Source organism: Azospira sp. MPR-E4 (assembly GCF_058809645.1).
This window is the reverse complement of the sequence record NZ_JBXAST010000032.1, coordinates 18420-38415: the sequence shown is the minus strand read 5'-3', so window position 1 is coordinate 38415 and position 19996 is coordinate 18420. Positions and strand designations below refer to the sequence as shown.

Annotated in this window: 23 protein-coding genes; 19 read left to right on the top strand and 4 right to left on the bottom strand. The window is 66.1% G+C overall.

What is annotated here, in order from left to right; translation table 11 throughout:
• Positions 1–62: 62 nt before the first annotated feature.
• The 3 genes from AC1RTA_RS10810 to AC1RTA_RS10800 all read right to left on the bottom strand — a co-directional run bounded on the left by AC1RTA_RS10810 (position 63) and on the right by AC1RTA_RS10800 (position 2352).
• Positions 63–569 (bottom strand): DUF2242 domain-containing protein, encoded by a 507-nt coding sequence (locus AC1RTA_RS10810; RefSeq protein ID WP_152089464.1) that lies wholly within the window; start codon positions 567–569, stop codon positions 63–65.
• A gap of 122 nt (positions 570–691) precedes the next feature.
• Positions 692–1513, bottom strand: a complete 822-nt coding sequence (locus tag AC1RTA_RS10805) for a pirin family protein (protein WP_492784720.1) — start codon at positions 1511–1513, stop codon at positions 692–694.
• Between the two features lie 239 nt (positions 1514–1752).
• Positions 1753–2352: an FMN-dependent NADH-azoreductase gene (locus AC1RTA_RS10800; RefSeq protein WP_492784719.1), complete on the bottom strand. Its 600-nt coding sequence runs from the start codon at positions 2350–2352 to the stop codon at positions 1753–1755.
• Positions 2353–2516: 164 nt separating this feature from the next.
• Between AC1RTA_RS10800 and AC1RTA_RS10795 the strand changes: the two genes are divergently transcribed.
• The 8 genes from AC1RTA_RS10795 to arfB all read left to right on the top strand — a co-directional run bounded on the left by AC1RTA_RS10795 (position 2517) and on the right by arfB (position 10314).
• Positions 2517–3458, top strand: coding sequence for a LysR family transcriptional regulator (locus AC1RTA_RS10795; RefSeq protein ID WP_492784718.1), 942 nt, complete (start codon positions 2517–2519; stop codon positions 3456–3458).
• Positions 3459–3588: 130 nt separating this feature from the next.
• Positions 3589–5178 carry a fatty acid--CoA ligase gene (locus AC1RTA_RS10790; RefSeq protein WP_492784717.1) on the top strand — a complete coding sequence of 530 codons (1590 nt, stop codon included), beginning with the start codon at positions 3589–3591 and terminating at the stop codon, positions 5176–5178.
• A gap of 294 nt (positions 5179–5472) precedes the next feature.
• On the top strand, positions 5473–6309 hold the full coding sequence (locus AC1RTA_RS10785) for a methionine ABC transporter ATP-binding protein (RefSeq protein ID WP_014237135.1): 837 nt from the start codon (positions 5473–5475) through the stop codon (positions 6307–6309).
• Positions 6302–7000, top strand: coding sequence for a methionine ABC transporter permease (locus tag AC1RTA_RS10780; RefSeq protein ID WP_014237134.1), 699 nt, complete (start codon positions 6302–6304; stop codon positions 6998–7000). The genes AC1RTA_RS10785 and AC1RTA_RS10780 overlap by 8 nt, the downstream gene beginning before the upstream one ends.
• Before the next feature lie 274 nt (positions 7001–7274).
• Positions 7275–8078 carry a MetQ/NlpA family ABC transporter substrate-binding protein gene (locus tag AC1RTA_RS10775; protein WP_014237133.1) on the top strand — a complete coding sequence of 268 codons (804 nt, stop codon included), beginning with the start codon at positions 7275–7277 and terminating at the stop codon, positions 8076–8078.
• A gap of 256 nt (positions 8079–8334) precedes the next feature.
• Complete coding sequence (locus tag AC1RTA_RS10770; protein WP_130458225.1) at positions 8335–8910, top strand: cupin domain-containing protein; 576 nt, start codon at positions 8335–8337, stop codon at positions 8908–8910.
• A 53-nt stretch (positions 8911–8963) separates the two neighbouring features.
• Positions 8964–9773, top strand: coding sequence for a MetQ/NlpA family ABC transporter substrate-binding protein (locus AC1RTA_RS10765; RefSeq protein ID WP_492784716.1), 810 nt, complete (start codon positions 8964–8966; stop codon positions 9771–9773).
• Between the two features lie 142 nt (positions 9774–9915).
• Entirely contained in the window at positions 9916–10314 is a 399-nt protein-coding gene (gene arfB / locus AC1RTA_RS10760) for an alternative ribosome rescue aminoacyl-tRNA hydrolase ArfB (protein WP_014237130.1), read from the top strand.
• 91 nt (positions 10315–10405) lie between these two features.
• Here arfB and AC1RTA_RS10755 read toward each other — a convergent pair whose 3' ends face one another.
• On the bottom strand, positions 10406–10813 hold the full coding sequence (locus AC1RTA_RS10755; protein ID WP_492784715.1) for an FKBP-type peptidyl-prolyl cis-trans isomerase: 408 nt from the start codon (positions 10811–10813) through the stop codon (positions 10406–10408).
• Between the two features lie 504 nt (positions 10814–11317).
• On the opposite strand from AC1RTA_RS10755, the gene AC1RTA_RS10750 reads away from it, so the two are divergent.
• From AC1RTA_RS10750 to AC1RTA_RS10700, 11 genes are all read left to right on the top strand, one after another.
• Positions 11318–12472, top strand: a complete 1155-nt coding sequence (locus AC1RTA_RS10750) for an ABC transporter substrate-binding protein (RefSeq protein WP_014237128.1) — start codon at positions 11318–11320, stop codon at positions 12470–12472.
• Positions 12473–12559: 87 nt separating this feature from the next.
• Positions 12560–13441, top strand: coding sequence for a branched-chain amino acid ABC transporter permease (locus AC1RTA_RS10745; RefSeq protein ID WP_014237127.1), 882 nt, complete (start codon positions 12560–12562; stop codon positions 13439–13441).
• Complete coding sequence (locus tag AC1RTA_RS10740; RefSeq protein WP_130458221.1) at positions 13441–14304, top strand: branched-chain amino acid ABC transporter permease; 864 nt, start codon at positions 13441–13443, stop codon at positions 14302–14304. The genes AC1RTA_RS10745 and AC1RTA_RS10740 overlap by 1 nt, the downstream gene beginning before the upstream one ends.
• Positions 14301–15083 (top strand): ABC transporter ATP-binding protein, encoded by a 783-nt coding sequence (locus AC1RTA_RS10735; protein WP_287874104.1) that lies wholly within the window; start codon positions 14301–14303, stop codon positions 15081–15083. The genes AC1RTA_RS10740 and AC1RTA_RS10735 overlap by 4 nt, the downstream gene beginning before the upstream one ends.
• On the top strand, positions 15083–15796 hold the full coding sequence (locus AC1RTA_RS10730; RefSeq protein ID WP_014237124.1) for an ABC transporter ATP-binding protein: 714 nt from the start codon (positions 15083–15085) through the stop codon (positions 15794–15796). Before AC1RTA_RS10735 ends, AC1RTA_RS10730 begins: the two co-directional genes overlap by 1 nt.
• Before the next feature lie 510 nt (positions 15797–16306).
• Positions 16307–16822 (top strand): hypothetical protein, encoded by a 516-nt coding sequence (locus tag AC1RTA_RS10725; protein WP_492784714.1) that lies wholly within the window; start codon positions 16307–16309, stop codon positions 16820–16822.
• 70 nt (positions 16823–16892) lie between these two features.
• A complete protein-coding gene (locus AC1RTA_RS10720) occupies positions 16893–17447 on the top strand; it encodes an HNH endonuclease (RefSeq protein ID WP_014237123.1) in 555 nt (184 codons plus the stop codon).
• 101 nt (positions 17448–17548) lie between these two features.
• On the top strand, positions 17549–17818 hold the full coding sequence (locus tag AC1RTA_RS10715; protein ID WP_492784713.1) for a hypothetical protein: 270 nt from the start codon (positions 17549–17551) through the stop codon (positions 17816–17818).
• Between the two features lie 303 nt (positions 17819–18121).
• The gene (locus AC1RTA_RS10710) at positions 18122–18925 is read left to right on the top strand and encodes a methyltransferase domain-containing protein (protein ID WP_492784712.1); all 804 of its coding nucleotides are present in this window, start codon (positions 18122–18124) and stop codon (positions 18923–18925) included.
• 194 nt (positions 18926–19119) lie between these two features.
• Entirely contained in the window at positions 19120–19488 is a 369-nt protein-coding gene (locus tag AC1RTA_RS10705; RefSeq protein ID WP_205231567.1) for a hypothetical protein, read from the top strand.
• Between the two features lie 16 nt (positions 19489–19504).
• Entirely contained in the window at positions 19505–19885 is a 381-nt protein-coding gene (locus AC1RTA_RS10700; RefSeq protein ID WP_014237120.1) for a YajD family HNH nuclease, read from the top strand.
• Positions 19886–19996: the final 111 nt, after the last annotated feature.

Below are 19996 nucleotides of genomic sequence, written 5' to 3'. Positions count from 1 at the left end.
GCCCTGCCCCGCACCGGGAATGGGACCGGCGCTCCTGCCCCCTCCCCCTTCCCTGCCCGTCCTTACTGGCGGCCGCCCAGTTCCCTCTGCACCGCCCGGTAGAAGCGCTCGTAGAAATCCCGGGCGGCCACGGTCTCGCCCCGGGTCTTGACCTGGTTGTCGCCCTCGGTGCTGCTGCTGAAGGAAATGGGGGCCACCAGGGGCACACCGACGCTGGTGCTCTGGCGGGTGGTCTTGACGTCGAAATGCTCTTCCGTGGCGGTGACGAACAGGGTGGCGCCGCTGCGCGCCTCGCTGCAGGCCAGGTGCAGGCGCAGCTGGGCGTGGCCCTTGTCGTCCACCCGGAATTCCTTGGCGCCGCTGAAGGTGAGGGCGTCGCGCCCGGGCAGCACCACGTAGCCGTCCCCCAGCAGGACCCGCCGGGCCGCATCGCACAGGGGCGCCGCCGCCGTGGGGAAATCCCGGCGATGGCGCGGGTCGGACTGGAAATCCTCCCGTTCCGCATAGCTGCCGGGACCGCCGCAGGCGGCCAGCAGCAGGGGCAGCAGCAAGAGGGCGCATCGTTTCATGTCGTTCTCCCTTCCGCCGGGGCCGGGCGGCCCCGCACCCCCTAATTTTGCGCTGCTTTGATGCCTTTTGCCTGCCCCGCCGGCGCAAGGCCGGCGGCGTTGCCAGGGGAGAAGGAGAAAAGCTACAGGGTCCGCACCGGGGCGGCGGCGAAATGGCCGGCGCTGTAGTCGCGCATGGCCTGCTGGATTTCCTCCGCCGTGTTCATGACGAAGGGGCCGTACTGGGCGATGGGCTCGCCCAGGGGCCGGCCCGCCACCAGCAGCAGGCGGGAATCCTCCGCCGCCGCCAGGTGCACGCCGGGGGCGCCGTCGTTGGCCAGAATGGCCATGTGCCGGTCGGGCACCACATTGCCGCCCACCTCCACGCTGCCCCGGTAGGTGTAGGTGAAGGCGTTGTGGCCGGCGGGAATCTCGTGGAACAGGGCGCTGCCGGCAGGCAGGTGGATGTCCAGGTAGAGGGGCTCCGTATCCGGGCGCTGCACGGCCCCGGCCACGCCCTGGCTGGCGCCGGCGATGATGCGCACCCGCACGCCCGCGGCGGTGGTGTATTCGGGAATGGCGGCAGGCGGGATGTCCCGGTAGTAGGGCGCCACCATCTTGTTCCTGGCCGGCAGGTTGAGCCACAGCTGGAAGCCTTCCATCAGGCCCTCCTCCTGCTCCGGCAGTTCGGAGTGGATGAGGCCGCTGCCGGCGGTCATCCACTGGGCGCCGCCGGGGCCCAGCAGGCCCTCGTTGCCGACGCTGTCGTGGTGGCGCATGCGGCCGGCGATCATGTAGGTGACGGTCTCGAAGCCCCGGTGGGGATGGTCGGGAAAGCCGCCGATGTAGTCCTCCGCGTTTTCGTTGCGGAAGGCGTCGAGCATAAGGAAGGGATCGAGGCGGCGCTGCAGGTTCTGGGTCAGCACCCGGGTCAGGCGCACGCCGGCCCCGTCGGAAGTGGCCATGCCCCGCACCAGGCGTTCCACGGCCCGGGAGGCGGCATTGGCAGCGTTGGCAGCGTTGGCGGCAGCCGGTGCGGCCGGCGGCGCAGTACGGTGGAGGGTGGTCATGGCATGGACTCCTGATGAAGCCGCATCCCGGGCGGGACGGCGGCGGGGAGGACGGGCCTCCCAGGTTAAACGGTGGACAGCGCCGGCCCAGGCCCGTTGCCCGCAGGCAGGGGAGCGGACCGGCAGCGTCAGGCTCAGGCGGCGATGGCGTCGATCTGGGCCTGGGCTTCGGCGAAGCCCTTGGCGGCGGCATCCGGCCCCATGGCCAGGCCCTCGGCGTAGATGAATTCCACGTCGGTCATGCCGAGGAAGGCCAGCACGCTCTTCAGGTAGGGCACCTGGGAATCGGCCGGGGTGTTGCGGTAGAGGCCGCCCCGGGCCAGGGCCACGTACACCTTCTTGCCGGTGATCAGGCCCTGGGGACCGTTCTCGGTGTAGCGGAAGGTGACGCCGGCACGGGCGATGGCGTCGATCCAGGCCTTCAGCTGCACCGGCACGCCGAAGTTGTACATGGGCACGCCCAGCACGATGGCGTCGGCGGACTGCACCTGGGCGATGAGGGCATCGTCCAGGGCCACCCGGGCGGCCTGCTCGGGGGTGCGCTGCTCGGCGGGGGTGAACAGGGCAGAGAGGGCCGGCTCGTCCAGCACCGGATGGGGATTGGCGGCCAGGTCCCGCACTTCCACCAGGGCGCCGGGATGGGCGGCCTGCAGGCGGGCGGTGATGGAATCGGCGACGCGGGTGGAATTGGCACCGGCGGAACGGGCGCTGGCGTTGATCTGCAGGATTTTCATGATGGCTTCTCCGTGGGGTTGGGGTGCGGGGCCGGGCTGGCGGATGCTGCTCCGGCGAACCGTTGAGTGCACTTTATTACCCGCAATAACGCACCGGAAGCCCTTCAAATGGATATCATTGTTCCATCAATGCAACGACAGGCCCTTTACGCCCGGAGCCCGCCATGACCCCCGACCTCAAGCTGGACGCCAACGACCTGGTGCTGTTCGCCCGCATCATGGAAGCGGGCAGTTTTTCCAAGGCCGCCGAGCGGGTGGGCCTGCCCAAATCCACCCTCTCCCGCCGCATCACCGCCCTGGAGAGCACCCTGGGGGAACGGCTGCTGACCCGCAGCACCCGGCGCCTGGCCATCACCGAATTCGGCGAAGGCATCCTGGACCACGCCCGCCGCCTGCTGGAGGAAACCGAAGCCACCGCCGCCCTGGCCCTGCACCGCCAGGCCACACCCCAGGGCGTGCTGCGGGTCTCCATGCCGCCGGACTTCGGCGAGCTGGACCTGGCCCCGGCCCTCATCGACTTCGCCGCCCACTACCCGGCGGTGCGCCTGGAACTGGACCTGTCGCCGCGCCGGGTGGACCTGCTGGCGGAACGCTTCGACCTGGCGGTGCGGGTCGCTAGCCAGCTGCCGGACGACACCAGCCTGGTGGCCCGGCCCCTGACCCGGTTCCATTCCGGCCTCTACGCCAGCCCGGCCTACGTCGAGCGCCACGGCGCCCCCCGGGCCCCGGCCGAGCTGATGCAGCACATCTGCCTGCGCCTCATCACCAGCAATGGCGAAGCCCAGCCCTGGCGCCTCTCCTGCGGCAACGAGCGCTGGGAGGGCCTGCCCACGGGCCCCCTGACGGCCAACTCGGTGGGCATGCAGCGCACCCTGGCGGCCCACGGCATGGGCATCGTCGGCCTGGCCCACCGCTTCACCCGCCCCTATGTGGAAAGCGGCCAGCTGCAGCGCCTGCTGCCCGCATGGGAGCTGCCCTGCGTCACCGTCTGGTGCGTCACCCCGGGACGCCGCCTGCTGCCCACCCGCACCGCCGCCTTCATCGACATGCTGCGACTGACTCTGGACGTGCCGGATAACCCGATCCCGGGCCGCGGCGGAATATAGAAAGACACAAGCGGTATTTCACAGCCCTGCGGGCCGGGCCCTACAGTGGCAGCCTGTTCAATGCCGCCGCGCCCCTCCCGGGCCCCATCGCCATGCACACCAAGTCCCACCGCCCCGCCGGAGTCCGCCCATGAGCCGCGGCCTGACCCTGGGCGACACCCTTTCCTGGCCCGCCCGCTACTTCCCCGACAAGCCCGCCCTCATTGCCTGGGAGGGCGGCGATCACGACACACCGGCCCAGCGCCGGGTGTGGACCTACGCCCAGCTCAACGCCGAGGTGAACCGCCACGCCCACGCCCTCCTCGCCCTGGGCGTGCAGAAGGGCGACGTGGTCGCCGCCTTCCTCTACAACACCCCGGCCTTCGTCTTTTCCCTGCTGGCCGCCGCCCGGGTGGGGGCCGTCTTCAATCCCATCAACTACCGCCTGGCGGCCCAGGAGCTGGCCTTCATCCTGGAGGACGGCCAGGCCAAGGTGCTGCTGTTCGAGAAGGAAGGCAGCGAGGTGGTGGAAAAGGCGCGAGAGCATGGCGTGCCCACGGCCCACTGGATCTACGCCGACTCTGACGCAGCCCCCGCCTTCGCCACCGCCAGGCTGGACCAGCTGGTGCGACACCAGCCCGCCACCCTGCCGCCGGTGATCGTGGAGGAAAACGACAACTGCATCCTCATGTACACCAGCGGCACCACCGGCCGGCCCAAGGGCGTGCTGCACACCCACCGCAGCAAGCTGGCCCACAACGCCATGATGCACCAGGCCATGACCCTCTCCCGGGAGGACGTGGGCCTGGCGGTGGCGCCCCTGAACCACACCGCCGAGTTGCACACCAGCTTCCTGCCCCGCCTGCAGCTGGGCGCCACCCAGGTGCTGCTGCGCCGCTTCGACGCCGGCGAGGCCTGGCGCCTGACCGAGGTGGAGAAGGTGACCCATTTCTTCGCCGCCCCGACCATGGTCACCCTGCTCCTGCATCACCCGGACGTGGCCAGCCGGGACCTTTCCAGCCTGCGCCTGGTGGAATACGGCGGCGCCTCCATGGCGCCCCACCTGATCCGGGAATGGGACAAGAAGGTGGGCGCCGGCCTGGTGCAGATCTACGGCACCACGGAAATGGGGCCCTGCATGTCCGTGCTCTATCCCCACGAACAGCTTTCCCACGCCGGTTCCGCCGGCCTGCCCTCCCTCAACCACGATCTGCTGGTGGCCCGGGTCAAGGCCGACGGCAGTCCTTCGGACCCCGCCGACCTGGCGGCGCCGGACGAGGTGGGCGAAATCCTGGTGCGGGGCCCCTGCATGATGGGCGGCTACCTCAACCGCCCGGAGGCCAACGCCCGGGCCCTGGCCTTCGGCTGGTACCACACTGGCGACCTGGGCAGCCTGGATAAGGAAGGCTATCTGTGGATCCGCGACCGCATCGACCACATGATCAATTCCGGCGCCGAGAACGTCTATCCCCGGGAGGTGGAAGACGCCCTGGTGGAACACCCCGGCGTGCTGGAAGTGGCGGTGGTGGGCGAGCCGGACGACACCTGGGGCCAGGTGGTGGCCGCCCACGTGGTGGCCAAGCCCGGCGCCACCCTGACCCAGGAGGCCCTGGACCACTTCCTCCTGGAGGGGGACCGGCTGGCCCACTACAAGCGGCCCCGGCGCTACCACTTCATCGAGGCCCTGCCCAAGACCACCAGCGGCAAGATCCAGAAACACCTGCTGCGTCAGGTGGGGTAAGTGGGGACCGGCGGGGGTGGGCATGGCGCCTTTCCCCCCGGAACCCGGCACCGGAAAAGGGGAAAAAACACGGCAGCTACGGGAAATCCATAGCATTCAGCGGCTTGTCAGCCCCCGGTTCGAGGGCTAAAGTTCCGCCTTTGCGGTTTTCCCCTCCCTGGCGCCGCGCTTCCCGCCTGGCCCCCGGCCCGGCGCAAGCCCCCGCCAGCCGGCGCCCGCGGCACTTTCGGCGAGCCTGACTGACCCAAGGTGCCCGACGACGACCCGAACCATCCAGAACAGCGTTTTCCCATAATGACAACTCAAAACACCGATTCCCCCGCCCTGGCGCTGCGGGGAGTCAGCAAAAGCTTCCGCACCCCGGACGGCCAGCAGGTGGGCGTGCACCCCACCGACCTGGACGTGGCCCCGGGCGAAATCCACGGCATCATCGGTTTCTCCGGCGCCGGCAAGTCCACCCTGCTGCGCCTGGCTAACCTGCTGGAGCGCCCCGACGCCGGCCAGGTGGTGGTGCACGGCCAGGACCTGATGACCCTCTCCCCCGCCGACCTGCGCACCGCCCGCCAGCGCATCGGCATGATCTTCCAGCACTTCAACCTGCTGCATAACCGCACCGTGGCCGACAACGTGGCCTTCCCCCTGCGCATCGCCGGGGCCGACGAGGCCCGCATCAACGAGCGGGTGAAAACCTGCCTGGAATTCGTCGGCCTTTCCGAGAAGGCCGGGGTCTATCCGGCCCAGCTTTCGGGCGGCCAGAAGCAGCGCGTCGCCATCGCCCGGGCCCTGGCCCCGGAGCCCCACGTGCTGCTGGCGGACGAGCCCACCTCGGCCCTGGACCCCCGCACCACCCAGTCCCTGCTGGAAGTGCTGGCCGACGTGAACCGCCGCCTGGGCGTCACCATCCTGCTGGTGAGCCACGAGATGGGCGTCATCCGCCGCCTCTGCCACCGGGTTTCCGTCATGGAAGCGGGGCAGATCGTGGAGCGCCTGACCATCGCCAACGGCCGCATCCCGCCTGATTCCCAGCTGGCCCAATGGCTGCGCGAATACGGCGATGCCGAAGGCGACGCCGAGGAAGCCGCCGCCGACCCCGCCCCCCAACACCTGCTGAGCGAGGCCGCCCATGGCTGATGAAACCCTGGCCCCCGTGCCCACCATCCTCGACACCTTCATCGAACTGCTGCCGGAAATCGGCAAGGCCGCCGGCGAGACCGGCCTGATGATGCTGATCTGCCTCACCGCCGCCGTCATCGTCGGCGGCGCCCTCGGCATCCTGGTCTTCCTCACCTCCCCCGGCCAGGTGCTGGGCCGTTACCGTCGCTTCAACCTGGTGGCCAACGGCTTCATCAACGTCTTCCGCTCCTTCCCCTTCATCATCCTGCTGGTGGCGGTGTCGCCCTTCACCCGGCACATCGTCGGCACCTCCATCGGCCCCCTGGCCGCCAGCGTGCCCTTGTCCCTGGCCGCCATCTTCTACTTCGCCCGCATCATCGAGCAGACCCTGCGCGACGTGCCCCGGGGCGTCATCGAGGCGGCCGAGGCCATGGGCGCCTCGCCCCTGCAGATCGTCACCCAGGTGCTGCTGGTGGAAGCCCGTTCCGGCCTGATCCTGGCGGTCACCATCACCGCCGTCAGCTTCCTCTCCTACTCCGCCGTGGCCGGCGTGGTGGGCGGCGGCGGCATCGGCGACCTGGCCATCCGCTACGGCTACTACCGCTTCCAGACCGACGTGATGCTGATCACCATCGTCCTGCTGGTGGTGCTGGTGCAGGGCATCCAGTTCTTCGGCCAATGGCTGGCGCGGCGTGTGGACAAGCGCTGAACTGAGTAGAAAACCTTTTTAGCCACAGAGGACACAGAGAGCACAGAGAAAAGGCAAAAGGCGATAGGTCTGGGAGGCAATAGGGACGCCATTGTTCAGCATGGCATGGCTGAGAAGTCCGTCCTTATTGGCTGCCAGGGCACCGGCCCTTTCCAGGTTCCTCGCCCTACCCCACGGAGAATGAACCCCCTCTGTGATCTCTTTACCCCCTTCAGGGGGTGTGCCCTCTGTGGCAAACGCTTTTGATTCACCCCCAACTACGGAGTCCAAACACATGAAACTGATCCGTTCCCTCCTCGTTGCCGGTCTGGCCCTGGGCCTGGCGGCGGCTCCCGCCTTCGCGCAGGAGAAGAAGAACCTGACCATCGGCGCCACCGCCGGCCCCAACTTCGACCAGGTCAAGCTGGGCATCAAGCCCATCCTGGAAAAGAAGGGCTACAGCGTGAAGCTGGTGGAATTCAACGACTACGTGCAGCCCAACCTGGCCCTGGCCCAGGGTTCCCTGGACGCCAACGTCTTCCAGCACGTCATCTACCTGAAGAAGTTTTCCGCCGACAAGGGCCTCAACCTGACCGACGTGGTCAAGGTGCCGGTGGCCCCCATGGGCCTCTACTCCAAGAAGGCCAAGAGCCTCAAGGACGTCAAGGACGGCGACCGCGTCACCCTGCCCAACGATCCCTCCAACCTGGCCCGGGCCCTGCACTTCCTGGAGCAGAACGGCCTGATCAAGGTCAAGGCCGGCATCGACGCCCTCAAGGCCACCGAGAAGGACGTGGCGGAGAACCCGCGCAAGCTGCAGCTGACCCCCATCGAAGCTGCCCAGCTGCCCCGCACCCTGGACGACGCCGGCCTGGTGGTGGTGCCCGGCAACTTCGCCATCGCCTCCGGCCTCAAGCTGAGCGAAGCCATCTCCCTGGAAAAGACCCCGGATCACTACCTCAACGTGGTGGCGGTGAAGACCGAAGACCAGAACAAGGCCTGGGCCCAGGACATCGTCGCTGCCTTCAAGTCCGCCGAATTCAAGGCCGTGCTGGACAAGCACTTCCAGGGCTACGCCCGCCCCAACTACTGGCAATAAGCGGACAGCCGGCCCCAAGCAGGCCTAACCGCCCCGCCACAGGCCGCCTCCGGGCGGCCTTTTTCTTGGCCGGCGCCATCCGCCGCCCCTCTGGCCGGGCGCGTCCCCTGCCCCATATTCCGCCGCCGCATATCGACCCCACCAATCGGTATTTCCGCCGGCGCCGGCGATTCCCTAAAGTGGCTCCCATCCTCACTTCCGGCGTGGGGCCCGATCGCCGCGATCGGCCCCCGCCCGCAACCACTGGAGCCCCGGCATGGCACGCCTGTTCACCCCCGATGGCAAGTACGAAGCCGACCCGGCCACCGTCAACGCCCTCGCCCGCAGCCTGGGCCTGACCCTGCGCCACCTGCCCCTGCCCCAGGACCCGCACACCGCCGCCCTGCTGGCCCGGCCCGAACTGGACCCGGCGCAACAGGCCCAGCTGCTGCAACACCTCGACGCCAGCCTGGGCCAGGCCGTGCAGGCCCCCGCCGGCGCCGGCCGGGACCTGGTGGCCTTCCACGCCGACCTGCCCGAGCTGCCCCGCCTGCGCCAGCAGTTCGCCCAGGTCCATACCCATACGGACCACGAGGTGCGCTACATCCTGGCCGGCACCGGCTACTTCGGCGTGGTCCGGGCGGATGGCAGCCAGGTGCTGCTGGAAGCGGGCCCCGGCGATTACCTGGAAGTCCCCGCCGGCACCGAACACTGGTTCGCCCTCGGCCCCGACCCTGGGCTCAAGGCCCTGCGCCTCTTTTCCCGGGAGAAGCAGTGGGTCGCCGACTACACCGGGCGCCAGGCCGACCCCGCCCTGCTGGGCCTGCTGCAGGCCGGCACTGACAGCCACTGAGCCAACGTAGAAAACAACCCCAACCATCCCCCATCCCCACCGGAGCCATTGCCATGAAAATCATCCACACCCTGCTGGCCGCCGCCCTCTCCCTGGGCCTGGCCGCCGCCGCCCCGGGCGCCCTGGCCCAGGAGAAGAAAAACCTGACCCTCGGCGCCACCGCCGGCCCCAATTTCGACCAGCTGAAGCTGGGCATCAAGCCCATCCTGGAAAAGAAGGGCTACAGCGTGAAGCTGGTGGAATTCAACGACTACGTGCAGCCCAACCTGGCCCTGGCCCAGGGCTCCCTGGACGCCAACCTGTTCCAGCACGTCATCTACCTGAAGAAATTCGCCGCCGACAAGGGCCTCAACCTGGTGGACGTGATCAAGGCCCCGATCGCCCCCCTCGGCCTCTATTCCAAGAAGCGCGCCAGTCTCAAGGAACTGAAGGACGGTGACCGCATCACCCTGCCCAACGATCCTTCCAACCTGGCCCGGGCCCTGGTGTTCCTGGAACAGAACGGCCTGCTCAAGGTGAAGCCGGGCACCGATCCCCTCAAGGCCACCGAGAAGGACGTGGCAGAGAACCCCCACAAGCTGCAGCTGACCCCCATCGAGGCCGCCCAGCTGCCCCGCACCCTGGACGATGCCGCCTTCGTCGTCATCAACGGCAACTTCGCCATCGCCTCCGGTCTCAAGCTGAGCGAAGCCATCGCCCTGGAAAAGACGCCGGACCACTATCTCAACGTGGTGGCGGTGAAGGCGGAAGACCAGCACAAGCCCTGGACCCAGGACATCGTCGCCGCCTTCAAGTCCCCCGAATACAAGGCCGTGCTGGACAAGCACTTCCAGGGCTACGCCCGCCCCGCCTACCTGCAGTAAGGCCGAGGACCGGCGCCAGGCGCCAAACAAAAGGGCCACCCCGGGGTGGCCCTTTTTTCATGGCGGCCCGGCAACGGGCTGGCGGCGGATTGGCGCAGAATGGGGGAAAATGCCGACCTGCCCCCGCCCCAAGGATTCAGCCGTGAGCATCACCCTCAACGAAAGCGAAGTGGAAATCGTCGCCATCCGCGCCCAGGGCGCCGGCGGCCAGAATGTGAACAAGGTCTCCAACGCGGTGCACCTGCGCTTCGACGTGGGCGCCTCGTCCCTGCCGGAAGAGATCAAGGCCAGGCTGCTGGCCCGGCGCGACCAGCGCCTCAGCAGCGACGGCGTCATCGTCATCAAGGCCCAGAAGCACCGCAGCCTGGAACGCAACCGGGAAGACGCCCTGGTGCGGCTGCGGGAAATGATCGCCGCCGCGGCCTTCGTCCCCGCCCAGCGCCGTCCCACCAAACCCAGCCGCAGCTCCCAGCGCAAGCGGGTGGACAGCAAGGTCAAGCGGGGCCTGGTGAAGCTGCAGCGGGGCCGGGTCAGCGAGTAGGGAAAAGGGAAAAACAGGGAAAGTCCGCGCGGGGCGGACGCCCCGGGCCTGGGCGCGCTGTGTGGCGCCCGGGTCCCGCATCCGCCAAGGATTAGCGGATCACCTTGAGCAGTTCCACCTCGAAGGTCAGGGTGGCGTTGGGCGGCACGGCACTGCCGGCGCCGCGGGAGCCGTAGGCGATTTCCGGCGGGCAGGTGAGGCGGGCCTTGCCGCCTTCGCGCATCTTGGAGACGCCCTCGGTCCAGCAGGGAATGACCCGGTTGAGGGGGAAGATGGCGGGCTGGCCCCGCTTGTAGGAGCTGTCGAACTCGCTGCCGTTGGCCAGGGTGCCCCGGTAGTGCACCTGCACCGTCAGTTCGGGGGCAGCCTTTTCGCCGCTGCCGTCCTTGAGGGATTCATAGACCAGGCCGGAAGGGGTCTTTTCCGGGGCGCCCGCCTGGACGCCGGCGGCAGCCAGGGCCGCCACGGCGGTCAGCATGAGTTTTTGCCACAGTTGCATGATTTCTCCATCAGTTTGAGCGAAAGGCCGAATGCATGCCGGGCCGGCCAACCAGCACTTGGGCGGGGCCGGAAGCGGTATGCAGCGCCCGATTATAGGCCGCCAGCCGCCATGCGGCGCCAGTCCGAAGCACTCGGCCATGAGCCGGGCACTTGCGGATTCCGGCACCGTTCGCCCCTGCGGGTTTCCACGTACTGACGCCGGAGGGCCCGGAGCCGGTATAATTAACGGTTTCCTCCCCATTTCGCATGGACTGCCCGGGATTCGTCCCGCCGCCGCCCGCCCAACGGGGAACCCGGTCAAACCAGGACAGGCTGGAACCACAAGCTTCCCAGCCCGGGCCTGGGCGCAGGTTACGAGAAACCTGTGCCGGCCAGGCAAGCGCCGCGCCCAAAAGGCGGGCATTGCCGCACCGGCGCCGATATCGACAGGCGTTCCGCCCGGGCCCGCCGGCCCGGCCCGACGCATTGGTACGAATCAAAAACAGAATTCACTGGAGAAACTATGCGCTTCCTGCCCAAATCCCTCGTTCTGGTTGGCGCCCTCGCCGCCGCCGGCCTGGCCCAGGCCGCCGACATCAAGATCGGCGTGGCCGCCGCCCTCACCGGCGGTGCCGCCCAGTACGGCGTCGCCATCCGCAACGGCTTCCAGCTGGCTGCCGATGAAATCAACGCCAAGGGCGGTGTGAACGGCAACAAGATCCAGCTGGTCGTCGAGGACGAGCAGGGCAAGAAGGAAGAAGGCATCAACGTCTTCAAGAAACTGATTTTCCAGGACAAGGTGCTGATGGTCTTCGGCCCCACCCTGTCCAACTCCATGTTCGCCGCCGGCCCCGTGGCCAACGGCGCCAAGACCGTGGTCTTCGGCACCTCCGTCACCGCCAACGGCATCACCGACATCGGCCCCTACGTCTTCCGCAACTCCGTCATGGAATCGGACGTGCTGCCGGTGACCGTGGCCACCGCCACCAAGCACTACAAGCTGAAGCAGGTCGCCGTCATCTACGGTAACGACGACGCCTTCACCAAGAGCGGCTACGACGTCTTCAAGAAGGTGCTGGAAGACCAGAAGCTGCCCGTCACCACCACCGAGACCTACGTCAAGGGCGACGTGGACTTCAAGGCCCAGCTGACCAAGATCAAGGCCTCCAACCCGGATGCGGTGATCTGTTCCTGTCTGGCCGAAGAAGCCGCCAACATCATGCTGCAGGCCCGGGGCCTGGGCATCAAGGTGCCCTTCATCGGCGGCAACGGCTTCAATTCCCCCAAGCTGTTCGAGATCTCCAAGCTGGCCGGTGAAGGCACCTTCGTCGGCAGCCCCTGGTCCAACACCAACCCGGCGCCCGCCAACAAGGCCTTCGTCGCCGCCTACGTGAAGAAGTACAACGCCGAGCCCAACCAGTTCGCCGCCCAGGCCTTCGACGCCCTGCACGTGGCTGCCGCCGCCCTGCAGGAAGTGAAGCTCTCCGGCGACATCGCCGCCGACCGGGAAGCCCTGAAGAACGCCCTGCCCAAGGCCACCATCAACGGCGCCACCGGCCCCTTCAAGTTCCGTCCCGCCGTCACCAAGTCCGGCAAGCCGGGCGGCTGGGATGCGGATCAGAAGCCCTTCATCTACGTGGTCAAGGGTGGCAAGTTCACCGCCTTCGACGGCAAGTAAGCGACTGTCCGCGTAAGCCTGTCTTACCCACCAATGCGGGGCCGATGAAAGTCTGCCCCGCATTGCATTTGCAACTGGAATTTCCCCATGCTTGAACAACAACTCCTCAACGCCCTGACGCTCGGCAGCGTCTACGCGCTGTTCGCCCTGGGTTTCACCCTGGTGTTCGGCGTGCTGGCGGTGATCAACCTCTCCCACGGAGCGGTGTTCATGGTCGGCAGCTACGCCGCCCTGGCCATGGTCAGCCACCTCAACGCCCCCCTCTGGGTGGCCATGCTCGGCGCCATGGTGGTCAGCGGCACCATCGGCCTGCTGGTGGACGTGCTGGTGCTGAAACCCCTGCGCGCCCGCAACGCCCCCCACCTGATTCCCATGATCGCCACCATCGGTGTCGGCATCATGCTCACCAGCGCTGCCCAGGGCCTGTTCGGCGCCGAGGTGCTTCGCTTCCCCGAGGACGTCATGCCGGCTGGCGAATTCATGGTCGGCGACGTCCATGTGCGGGCCCTGGAAATCGCCATCGTCGCCATCGCCTTCCTGCTCATGGCCGTGCTGTTCACCATCTTGAAGCGCACCCAGCTGGGCCGCGCCCTGCGGGCCATCGCCGAATCCCCCAAGGCCGCCTACCTGCTGGGCATCAACGTGGAAGGCCTGTTCCACATCACCTCCTTCGTCGCCGCCGCCCTGGGCGGCATCGCCGGGGTGCTGATCGGCCTCAACTTCAACGCCATCACCCCCTTCATGGGCCAGCCCATGCTGCACAAGGGCATCGCCGTGATCATCCTCGGCGGCATGGGCGACATCCGCGGCGCCCTCATCGGCGGCCTCTTCCTGGGCTTCGCTGAGGTCATCAGCAAGGCCTACCTGTCGAGCCAGATGGGCGACGCGGTGGCCTTCGGCCTGCTCTTCCTGATCCTGCTGGTGCGGCCTTCCGGGCTGTTCGGGCGCAAGCTGGAAAGGAAAGCGTGATGGAATGGTTTAACGACTTCTGGTCCACCTACAGCACCCTGGTGTTCTCGGTGGGCGTCCACGCCCTGTTGGCCCTCTCCATCTGGCTGACCCTTTCCTGCGGCCTCCTGTCCCTGGCCAACGCCGCCTTCATGGGCGTCGGCGCCTACGTCTCGGCCCTGCTCACCCTGCACCTGGAGTGGTCCTTCGGCAGCGTGCTGCTAGCCGGCGGCATTGCCCCGACCCTGGTGGCCCTGATCATCGGCGCCCCGGTGCTGCGGCTGTCCGGCGTCTACCTGGCCATGGCCACCCTGGCCTTCGGCGAGGTGGTGCGCATCACCGTACTCAACCTGGAGATCACCGGCGGCCCCGAAGGCCTCAACGGCATTCCCCTGGCCACCGAAGGCTGGCACATCGCCCTGATCCTGGCTGTCACCGTCTATGGCCTGGCCCGGCTGCGCCGCTCCAAGGTGGGCCGCGCCTTCGAGGCCATCAAGGAAGACGAGGTGGCCGCCCGCCTGATGGGCATCAACGTGGACCGCTACAAGCTGCTGGCCTTCTCCCTCGGCGCCTTCATCGCCGGCGTGGCCGGAGCCCTCAACGCCCACTTCACCTTCTTCATCAGCCCCCGGGAATACGGCTTCGAGAACGCCGTGGACATCCTCACCATGGCGGTGCTGGGCGGCACCTCCAGCCTCATCGGCCCCATGCTCGGCTCCTCCATCCTGACCCTGCTGCCGGAACTGCTGCGCTCCCTGCAGGACTTCCGTTCCCTGGTGAACGGCGCCGTGCTGGTGCTGGTGGTGCTGTTCCTGCCCAAGGGCCTGTGGGAATCCCGCCGCATCCGTGCCTTCTTCAAGCGTCTCAAGGGAGGTCAGGCATGAACGCCCCCCAGCAACCCAATCTGCTTTCCATCCGTAACGTCGGCAAGCATTTCGGCGGCCTGCACGTGCTGCAGGACGTCAGCTTCGAAGTGCCCGCCGGCAGCATCTACGGCCTCATCGGCCCCAACGGCGCCGGCAAGACCACGGTGTTCAACCTCATCACCGGCCTGCTCACTCCCAGCGCCGGCCAGATCGACTTCCAGGGCCAGTCCCTGATCGGCCTGGAGCCCCACCGCATCACCCACCAGGGCATCGCCCGCACCTTCCAGAACATCCGCATCTTCAAGGAAATGGATCTGCTGGAAAACGTCATGGTGGGCATGCACGACCATCTCAATTACGGCGGTTTCGGCATCTTCCTCAACAGCCCGGCCTGCCGCGCTGCCGAGAAGAAGGCCCGGGAACGGGCCCTGGAGCTGCTCTCCTGGGTGGGTCTGGACCACAAGGCCGACATGCTGGCCGACAACCTTTCCTACGGCGACCAGCGCAAGCTGGAATTCGCCCGGGCCCTGGCGACGGAACCCAAGCTGCTGCTGCTGGACGAGCCGGTGGCCGGCATGAACCCGTCGGAAAAGACCATCCTCATGGAAGAGATCAACAACATCCGCAACCGGGGCTACGGCGTCTTCATGATCGAGCACGACATGCGCTTCGTCATGGGACTGTGCGACCGCATCGCCGTGCTCAACTTCGGCCGCATCATCGCCGAAGGCACGCCGGACGAAGTGCGCAACAACCCGGACGTGATCGAGGCCTACCTGGGCAAGGAGGACGAATAATGAGCGTACTTCTGCGCGTACACGACCTGGCCGTGGCCTACGGCCACATCGAGGCCGTCAAGGGCCTGGACTTCCACCTCAACGAAGGCGAGATCACCGCCCTGGTGGGGGCCAACGGCGCCGGCAAGAGCACCACCCTGCTGGCCCTCTCCGGCCTCATCAAGCCCACCCGGGGCAAGATCGAATTTCAGGGCGAAGACATCTCCCGCCTGCCCGCCCACCAGATCGTGGAACGGGGCCTGGTGCAGGTGGCCGAAGGCCGGGCCATCCTCACCACCCTGACGGTGGAGGAAAACCTGCAGCTGGGTGCCTACACCCGGCAGGACAAGGAGGGCATCCCCGCCTCCATGGAAGAGGTGTACCAGCTCTTCCCCCGCCTCAAGGAACGCTCCCAGCAGTTCGCCGGCAACCTCTCCGGCGGCGAGCAGCAGATGCTGGCCATCGGCCGGGCCCTCATGGCCAAGCCCAAGCTCCTGCTGCTGGATGAGCCCTCCATGGGTCTGGCTCCCATCGTGGTGCAGGAAATCTTCCGCATCCTGGTGGAGATCAACCGCCGCGGCCTCACCATCCTGCTGGTGGAGCAGAACGTGCGCCAGGCCCTGAAGATCGCCAAGCACGGCTACGTCATCGAGACCGGCAAGATCGTGCTGGCCGATTCCGGCGCCAACCTGCTGGCCAACCCCAAGGTGGAAGAAGCCTACCTGGGCGGCTGACACGCCCTACCGGAAGTGGCTGACAGGCCACTGCCCCACAAACAAGAAGGGACGCCATTCTCCCGGCACACCGGGCCAGGAATGGCGTCCCTTCTGCATTTCAGCGGCCCTATCTGAGCGGTGACGGGCCCCATAGCCTTCCCATCAAAGCTGCCGCCTAGGGGCGACGCAAAATTGCCACCTGCCGGCGTAGCAGGCCGACATCTTGTTCCTCCGGGGTTATCGAAGCTCGGGTTGCACCGGCTTTCCGCCAGGAACGGATGTGGTGGGAATAGTCCCGATGCAGCCGTGCGCAAAAAACCGAAGACATGACATTTGGCTGACCGACTGGCAAAATCAGCGTCGCATTGAACCAGTCACGCATGCCGCGCATGACCGCCATCTATCCCCGTAAATATTGCCGCCAATCTAGCGGAAGCCTCTATTGGGGAGCGCTCCAGGCTGCCGCGTTTTCTGGCTTATACGGCAGTTTTGCCGCCTACTTCACGTTAGGTCGCTCAAAGGAAATTCATGGATTGGCTTGCTGATATTCTTAAAAATCTCACGGTATCGAAAGCGCTTGTTGCAGCGGTTTTTGTAACGTCCGCAGTCATGTATTTTGGGCCGATTCTCTCTCCGAGCAACGTTCCAAAAATTCAGTCCGAATTCATGCCATATCTTTTCGCAGGAATGATACTTACTGGCTGCCTGCTCTTGTTTTGGGGAGTGGCTTGGGCCTGGCTTTTAGCCAAAACGAGTATTCAAGGCGCTGCCAAAATTTTCACTGACTCACGTCTTTCGGAACCCGAGACTGCTTTGCTTTTCTTCATGGCAAAAGACCCGACGCAGCCGATCAATCTAGACCGCATCGACTATTCTCGAGCACCAGGAACCAAACTGGAATTTCACCATTGGACGAAACAACTTCAAGCCAAAGGACTTGCTCGTATCAATGACTGGGATGACAACTTAATCTCGCTTACTGATCTAGGGCAAAAAAGAGCTCTGGAAATCCAGAGGCAGGCAAAGAGTACCGATGCGGCCTAACATCACAATCCACCGGACCTCCGGCAAGCTGCGCTTGCGTGCGTCCGGTGATTTTCAACGTTAGAAGCTTATGCCTACAAAACCACTTGACCGCTTGATGTTTGTCCAAGGAGGGCTGTGCTTCTTCTGCAAGCAACCGTTGCCGAAGGCTGAGGCAAGCGTTGAGCACTTGTTCGCCAGTTCCAACGGTGGGAGCAACAACGACGAAAACTGCGTCGCATGCTGCAAGTCAGTCAACGCACTGCTCGGCAGCATGTCACTCAAAGAGAAATTTCAGGTTGTTCTCAATCAAAAAGGGCAGTTCAAGTGCCCGAACGGTACGGGTTCTGTCAAAACTGCTACTCCATCGAAGGCTCCGCCTGCCGTCACGCCTCAAGCAAAACCTAAAACTCCACCCAAGGTAGCAGCCGTCGTCAAAACCAAAGATGACAAGCTGGCTTTTGTTGTCGCCAATCTGAAACAGCGCGGCAATTCCAAGCCGCGCACCCTCAAGACGCTTACAAGCACTATTGCCTCGCTTTACCCCAAAGGTGTGTCCAAAACAGAGTTGGCTTCATTGCTTCAGCAATTGCAATCAACAGGCAAGGTCATCGTCAAAGAGAACAAGGTGACTTATGCGCTTTGAATCACCAGCTTCTCGCCCGGCGCTCAACCTCGCTCCTTTTGGTCGCTGGACGCTGCGCGATAAAGCCACGCAGCGCCGGTTAGCTCTACCTTGGGCGTCACATGGCTAGCATCGACACGAACTTGTTGCTCCTGATCGCCATTGCGGTGATCGCCGTTTGGGTGCTCGTAACCATGTGGCGGTACGTTTCGATTCAATCTCAGAAGGAATTGATACAGCAAGAACAGGACATATTCGGGGATGCTTTGAGTCCCGAAAATCGAGAGTTCATGGCCGTGGTCGTCCCTCGGTTTGCTTCACCTCTAGGGTTTCTTGTAGCTGTTGCGGTGATCGCACTCCTCGCCATTGCAAAAGTTGTCGGCTATCTCTAGCAGGCAATTACCGCTATGGATCGGAAGCCGCCGTAAAGCAATGGCCAGTCTGCAAGCAGAACCGGCCATTTTTCATTGGGTACATCACTGCAACCGATGACCCGGCTAAGAGCCCGCGGGCTGCCCTCGAGTCACTGAGTGGCAAGGCTGGAAGTCCACTGGGTAGATGCCTCTCGATGCACCGGAATGGCTGCATTCGTGGGCATGCCCGGCCCGGCGCATAAGAAAAGAAAAAACGGCTATTTCCGCCCCGGGCCGGGCGGGCCCTACAGTGGCTGGCACAACGATCACCGTGAGCCGACCATGCCCGACATCTATAACACCATCACCGAGGCTGCCGCCGAGGTTACCGCCCGCATCGCCGAGGTGCTGGAAATCCGCGCCGCCGAGCCCCAGCAGAGACGCATGCTGGAAACCTATCTGGCGGAAATTCCCTTCCCTGCCAACGCCCGGGTCCTGGAAGTGGGCTGCGGCACCGGCGCCGTCGCCCGCCGTCTGGCCGCCTGGCCCGGGGTGGTGGAAGTGGTGGGCCTGGACCCTTCCCCCATCTTCCTCGCCAAGGCCCGGGAACTGGGCGCCCACCTGCCCCACCTTTCCTTCCGCGAAGGCGGCGCCCACGGCCTGCCCTTTGCCGACGGCCATTTCGACGTGGTCATTTTCCACACCACCCTGTGCCACCTCTCCCAGCCCCTGGACGCGCTGCAGGAGGCCCACCGGGTGCTGCGCCCCGGCGGCCGCCTGGCGGTGTTCGACGGCGATTACGCCTCCACCACCTTCGGCACCGGCGACCTGGACCCCCTGGAAATCTGCGCCCACGCCTTCCGCGAGCATTTCATCGACGACAGCTGGATCGCCCGCCGCACGCCCCTGCTGGCGCGTCAGGCCGGCTTCCGGGTGGATGCCTTCCACAGCCACGGCTACACCGAGAGCAGCGCCCCCAGCTATCTCTACACGGTGGTGGACCGGGGCGCCGACGCCCTGGCGGATGAAGGCCGCATCGGCCGCCCCCTGGCGGAGGCCCTCAAGGCCGAAGCCCGGCGCCGGGCGGAGGCCCATCAGTTCTTCGGCCACATCGGCTACACCAGCCTCATCGCCGAGCGCCTCTAGCCGCCGGGCGCCCCTGCCCTGGCGGGCGTCGATGCCGGTGACGGCGTAGGCGTCGGCCACCGGCGCCACGCTGCGTCGCGGCCGCCACGTCAGGGATTTGCCCAGGGGCCGCATCAACGGTTATGGTCGGGGCATGGTGGCCGCCGGGGGGAAAGCCCTAGAATGGCGGCTGCGACCTTCACCTGGAGTCTGGCATGCCGCCCCGGAAACACCCCGCCCGTCTAGCCCCCGTCCTGCTGTCCCTCGCCTGTCTCGCCGCCCCGGTGGCGCCGGCGGCAGCGGCGCCGCTGAAGGTGCTCGGTTTCGACGACATGAGCTGCCAGGCCTGGGTCCGCTCCCGGGACGAGGCGGAGCAGCGGGCCCTCTATCTGGCCTGGATGCGCGGCGTCCTCACCGGCCACAACTACGCCCGGCAGAGCCAGCAGGTTTCCGCCATTTCCAGCGGCACCATCGAGAACTACGTCAATCGCTATTGCAGCGAAAAGCCCACGGGGGATTTTGGCGACGCCATCCTGCGCCTTTCCGACCAGTTCTCCGGCCGCAACGCGATCCTCACCAAATAAACGGCGGAGCCTGTCCATGAGCAAGAAGAGCATCGACCACCAGCGCCTGGACCAGGTGGTGCTGGCAGCCCGCCAGGCCCGGGACGAACGGGAAAAGGGCTACCGGGAACGGGCCCTGAAGATTTATCCGTGGATCTGCGGCCGCTGCGGCCGGGAATTCACCCACAGCAACCTGCGGGAGCTGACGGTACACCACCGGGACCACAACCACGACAATAATCCCGTGGACGGCAGCAACTGGGAGTTGCTGTGCCTCTACTGCCACGACAACGAACATCAGAAGCAGATCGAGTTCGACCAGGGCAACCGGGCCACCAACGGCTTTGGCGGCGGCGCCAGCCATTCCCCCTTCGCCAACCTGAAGGCCCTGCTGGGCAAGGGCGAAGGTTCGGACTAGGCCCGCTGCGGCATCAACAGTGACAGCCGGGGCCCAGGTCCGCACCGGCCCGGCCGCCCCGCTTTTCCCCAGGACTTTCCCGATCGCGCCGGCCTCTGGGACCGGCCCTCC